The 4954-nt window shown below is 62.0% G+C and carries 5 protein-coding genes; 2 read left to right on the top strand and 3 right to left on the bottom strand.

Annotation, left to right across the window (positions count from 1 at the left end; translation table 11 throughout):
- A partial coding sequence (locus DBR24_RS32920) for a penicillin acylase family protein (protein WP_256591653.1) occupies positions 1-1436 on the top strand: 1436 nt, incomplete at its 5' end.
- Between the two features lie 180 nt (positions 1437-1616).
- Here DBR24_RS32920 and DBR24_RS19380 read toward each other — a convergent pair.
- Entirely contained in the window at positions 1617-2582 is a 966-nt protein-coding gene (locus tag DBR24_RS19380) for a GlxA family transcriptional regulator (protein WP_128615553.1), read from the bottom strand.
- Between the two features lie 154 nt (positions 2583-2736).
- Here DBR24_RS19380 and DBR24_RS19375 point away from each other — a divergent pair, with 154 nt between their 5' ends.
- A complete protein-coding gene (locus DBR24_RS19375; RefSeq protein WP_128615552.1) occupies positions 2737-3375 on the top strand; it encodes an HD domain-containing protein in 639 nt (212 codons plus the stop codon).
- Between the two features lie 150 nt (positions 3376-3525).
- On the opposite strand, the gene DBR24_RS19365 is transcribed toward DBR24_RS19375, so the two are convergent.
- Both DBR24_RS19365 and DBR24_RS19360 read right to left on the bottom strand, forming a co-directional pair.
- Positions 3526-4416, bottom strand: coding sequence for an ABC transporter permease subunit (locus DBR24_RS19365; protein WP_123469660.1), 891 nt, complete (start codon positions 4414-4416; stop codon positions 3526-3528).
- Positions 4413-4954: ABC transporter permease subunit (locus tag DBR24_RS19360; protein ID WP_128615551.1), on the bottom strand; the 542-nt coding region annotated here is incomplete at its 5' end. The genes DBR24_RS19365 and DBR24_RS19360, both read right to left, overlap by 4 nt.

Here is a 4954-nt window from a genome sequence, read left to right as displayed (position 1 = left end):
ATCTGGACCTGATCGCCGAGAAGGTCAATCCGGATAATCCGAATCAGGTCTGGTACCACGGCCAATGGACCGACATGGTCACCAGCGAGCAACAGATCAAGGTGAAGGGCCAGACACCGGTGACCCTGACCCTGCGTCAGTCACCCCACGGCCCGATCGTCAACGACGCCCTCGGCACGGCGGCGGGCAAGACGCCGATCGCCATGTGGTGGGCGTTCCTCGAAACACCGAACCCGATCCTCGAAGGTTTCTACCAGCTCAATCGCGCCGACACCCTGGCCAAGGCCCGCGCCGCCGCAGCCAAGGTGCAGGCACCCGGACTGAACCTGGTGTATGCCAACGCCAAGGGCGATATCGCCTGGTGGGCATCGGCGTTGCTGCCCAAGCGGCCGGCCGGGGTGAAACCGGGCTTCATTCTCGACGGCAGCAGCGGTCAGGCGGACAAGGACGGTTACTACCCGTTCAGCGCCAACCCGCAGGAGGAGAACCCGGCGCGCGGTTACATCGTCTCGGCCAACTTCCAGCCGCTGTCGCCGACCGGCATGGAGATTCCCGGTTACTACAACCTGGCTGACAGGGGCCAACAGCTCAACCGCCAGCTCAGCGACAAAAGCGTGAAGTGGAGCAACGAGGCCAACCAGAAACTGCAACTGGGCACCACCACCGCCTACGGCCCGCGCACGCTGGCGCCGTTGCTGCCGGTACTGCGTGAAGTGGTGAGTGATCCGGCGCAACTGAAGCTGGTCGAGCAACTGGCGCAATGGCAAGGCGACTATCCGCTGGATTCGGTCAGTGCCACGGTGTTCAACCAGTTCCTCTACGACCTGGCCGATGCGGCAATGCGTGATGAGCTAGGCAATGATTTCTTCGACACGCTACTGTCGACCCGCGTGATCGATGCCGCCCTGCCGCGCCTGGCGGCTAACGCCGACTCACCGTGGTGGGACAACCGCAACACGCCGAACAAGGAGACTCGAGCCGACATCGTCAAAGCGGCGTGGCAGGCGAGCATGGCGCACCTGAAACAGACCCTCGGTGACGACACGAAGGGCTGGAAATGGGGCGTGGCGCACACCCTGACCCATGGTCATCCGCTGGGTCAGCAGAAGCCACTGGAGCGGATTTTCAATGTCGGGCCATTCGCCGCGCCAGGTAGCCATGAAGTGCCGAATAACCTGTCGGCGAGAATCGGCCCGGCGCCATGGCCGGTCACGTACGGGCCCTCGACACGACGTCTGGTGGACTTCGCCGACCCGGCGCACAGCCTGACCATCAACCCGGTCGGTCAAAGCGGCGTGCCGTTCGACAGTCACTACGACGATCAGGCCGAGGCGTATGTCGACGGGATGTATGTGCAGGCACATTTCAGCGAAGAGGAAGTCACGGCCAATACCCGCAGTACGTTGAAGCTGTTGCCGGCGCGGGCAGCACCTTAAAAGCCCCTCACCCTAGCCCTCTCCCAGAGGGAGAGGGGACTGATCGGGGGATGCTCATGGCTTACACCGTCCTGACCCTGCTTTGCCGAATCCATAATCGATAAGGTCTTTCAGGTCGATGTAAAACGCCAGACACCGCGGTCGGCCCCCTCTCCCTCCGGGAGAGGGCTGGGGTGAGGGTTAAAGCGCCACCGCAAAATTCAGCCGAAACTGCTGCGGCGTCACGCCCAGCCGGCGATTGAACACGCTGCGCATGTGTTGCGCATCGCGAAAACCACACTGATACGCCACAGTCTTCAACGGCGCCGCCGTACTTTCCAGCATCACCCGCGCCGCATCCACTCGCGCCCGCTCGACGAACTCCGCTGGCGTGACCTTGGCTTCGCGCGCAAACACCCGAGAGAAATTGCGCGCGCTCATGTTCGCCGCATTGGCCAGATCAGCGATCGTCAGATCACCAGTCAGATTGGCCAATACATAAAGCTGCACCATTGCCACCACCGACGTCGGCTCCGCGTGCGGCGTCAGGAACGGACTGAACTGCGACTGGCCACCGGAGCGCTGAGTGAACACCACCAAGCGCTTGGCCACGCTCAGCGCCACTTCAGCACCGTGATCACGCGCCAGCAGGTACAACGACAGATCGATCCCCGCCGTCACCCCGGCCGAGGTGTAGAGCGCGCCGTCCTCGACGTACAGACGATCCGCCTCAACCCGTGTGGTCGGGCACAGCCGGGCCAACGCCTCGGCATCGTTCCAGTGCGTGGTGACGGTGCGCCCTTCCAGCATTCCGGCGCGCGCCAGCATGAACGCGCCGTTGCAGATCGAACCGAAGCGCTGCGCCCGTGCACACGCCTCGCGCAGCCACTCGTCGAACGTCGCGCCGAAATCCATGAAGGGCAGTTGCGGGCCGCCAGCGACCAGCAGCAGATCGTAGGCGTCGAGTGCTCCGCTGAAATGCCGATGGGCATTCAGGGTCAAACCGTTGGAGCAGGCCATCGGGCCGCGTTCGACGCCGATCACTTCGAGCCGATAGTGATCCTCGGGCGCCAGGAAGCGATTTGCCTCGGCGAACACATCCATCGGGCCGCTGACGTCCAGCGACTGCACGCCGGCGAACACGACGATGGCGACGGTTTTGGTCATGGCGGCAAAGCTCCTTTGGGTCTCTGATCCGAGTTGGCACGATTTGCAGGTGGATTGGCAAGGATCTCAGCCACGGGTCGATTGTTCGCTTCCAGCGCCGGGAACAGACTTTCCCCATCAGCGCCACAACGGCGTTTCAGTGAGGAAACCTGCCATGACCACGACCATCGCCGGCATCAAAATCCCCGACAGCGCCCTCGCTCGGGCCAGCACCGAATACATCCGCGACATCGAATCCGACCTGCTCTACCACCACTCGCGCCGGGTCTTTCTATTCGGCGCGTTGAGCGGCGAGCGCCAGCAACTGGCTTACAACCCGGAGCTGCTGTACGTCGGCGCAATGTTCCATGACCTCGGTCTGGTCGAAGGTCACCGCAGTGATGACGAGCGTTTCGAAGTGGACGGCGCCAACGCGGCAGCGGCGTTTCTCAAACCGTACGGGCTCAGCGATGACGACATCGAGCAGGTCTGGCTGTCGATTGCCCTGCACACCACGCCAGGCGTGCCGAAGTATCTGCGCCCGACGGTGGCGCTGGTCACCGCTGGCGTCGAGATGGATGTGCTGGGCATGGATTACGCCGCGTTCAGCACCGTGCAGCGTGAGGCGGTGGTGCATGCGCATCCGCGCGGAGAAGGGTTCAAGGAGTGCATCATCTGCGCGTTTGCCGACGGCTTGCGCCATCGTCCGCAGACCACGTTCGGCAATGTGAAGACCGATGTATTGAAAGATCAGGAGCCGGGGTTCAAGCCGATGAACTTTGTCGAGGTCATCCGTAACTCTCCCTGGATTTGAAGATCACCAGAAACAAACTGTGGGAGCGAGCTTGCTCGCGAATGCGGTGGGTCAGGCAACATTTCCATCGACTGACACGCCCTCTTCGCGAGCAAGCTCGCTCCCACAGGGATTGGGGTTGATCACAGATCTGTAATCAACCCCATTGGCTTACGCCGCTTCTGGAGCCGGTGCGCGACGTACGTCCGGTTGTTTCCACGAATCGGCGGCGCCTTCTTCGATGGCTTGCTGGATGGCTTTTTTGCGCGCTTCTTCGGCACGGCGGCTGAAGAACCAGACCATGAAGGTCACCAGCGATACCGCCAGCAGAATCAGGCTGGCCACGGCGTTGATCTCCGGCTTCACGCCCAGACGCACCGCCGAGAACACTTCCATCGGCAGGGTCGTCGAGCCCGGCCCGGAGACGAAGCTCGCCAGCACCAGGTCGTCCAGCGACAGAGCAAACGACATCATGCCGCCTGCTGCCAGCGACGGCGCGATCATCGGGATGGTGATCAGGAAGAACACCTTCCACGGCCGTGCACCGAGGTCCATGGCCGCTTCTTCGATCGACAGGTCCAGCTCACGCAGACGCGCCGACACCACCACCGCCACATAAGCCGCACAGAACGTCGTGTGGGCGATCCAGATAGTGACGATGCCACGTTCCTGCGGCCAGCCGATCATCTGCGCCATCGCCACGAACAGCAGCAACAGCGACAGACCGGTGATCACTTCCGGCATCACCAACGGCGCGGTGACCAGGCCACCGAACAGCGTGCGGCCCTTGAAGCGGGTGATGCGGGTCAGCACGAACGCTGCCAGCGTGCCCAGCGCCACCGCGGCGACCGCGGTGTAGCAGGCGATTTCCAGCGAGCGCAACACCGAGCCCATCAATTGCGTGTTGTCGAGCAGGCCGACGTACCACTTGATCGACCAGCCGCCCCACACTGTCACCAGTTTCGAGGCGTTGAACGAGTAGATCACCAGGATCAGCATCGGCAGGTAGATGAACAACAAACCCAGAACCAGCATCAGGCTGGAGAAACGGAAGCGCTTCATTCTTTACCCTCCATTTCCTTGGCCTGACTGCGGTTGAACAGGATGATCGGGACAATCAGGATCGCCAGCATCACCACCGCCAGGGCGGACGCCACCGGCCAGTCACGGTTGTTGAAGAACTCTTGCCAGAGCACTTTACCGATCATCAGGGTTTCCGGGCCGCCAAGCAGTTCCGGGATCACGAACTCACCCACCACCGGGATGAACACCAGCATGCAGCCGGCGATGATGCCGTTTTTCGACAGCGGCACGGTGATTTTCCAGAAGCTGTTGAAGGTGCTCGAACCGAGGTCCGACGCCGCTTCCAGCAGACTGGTGTCGTGTTTGACGAGGTTGGCGTATAGCGGCAGGATCATGAACGGCAAATACGAATAGACCACACCGATGTACACGGCGAGGTTGGTATTGAGGATCTGCAGCGGCTCGTCGATCAGGCCCATGCTCATCAGGAACCCGTTGAGCAGGCCGTTGTTGCTGAGGATGCCCATCCACGCATAAACGCGGATCAGGATCGCGGTCCAGGTCGGCATCATGATCA

The sequence above is a fragment of the Pseudomonas sp. HMWF006 genome, from assembly GCF_003061205.1.
Lineage (GTDB): Bacteria > Pseudomonadota > Gammaproteobacteria > Pseudomonadales > Pseudomonadaceae > Aquipseudomonas > Aquipseudomonas monsensis.
Note: the sequence above shows the minus strand (reverse complement) of the source record. Positions and strands in the feature narration are given on the sequence as shown.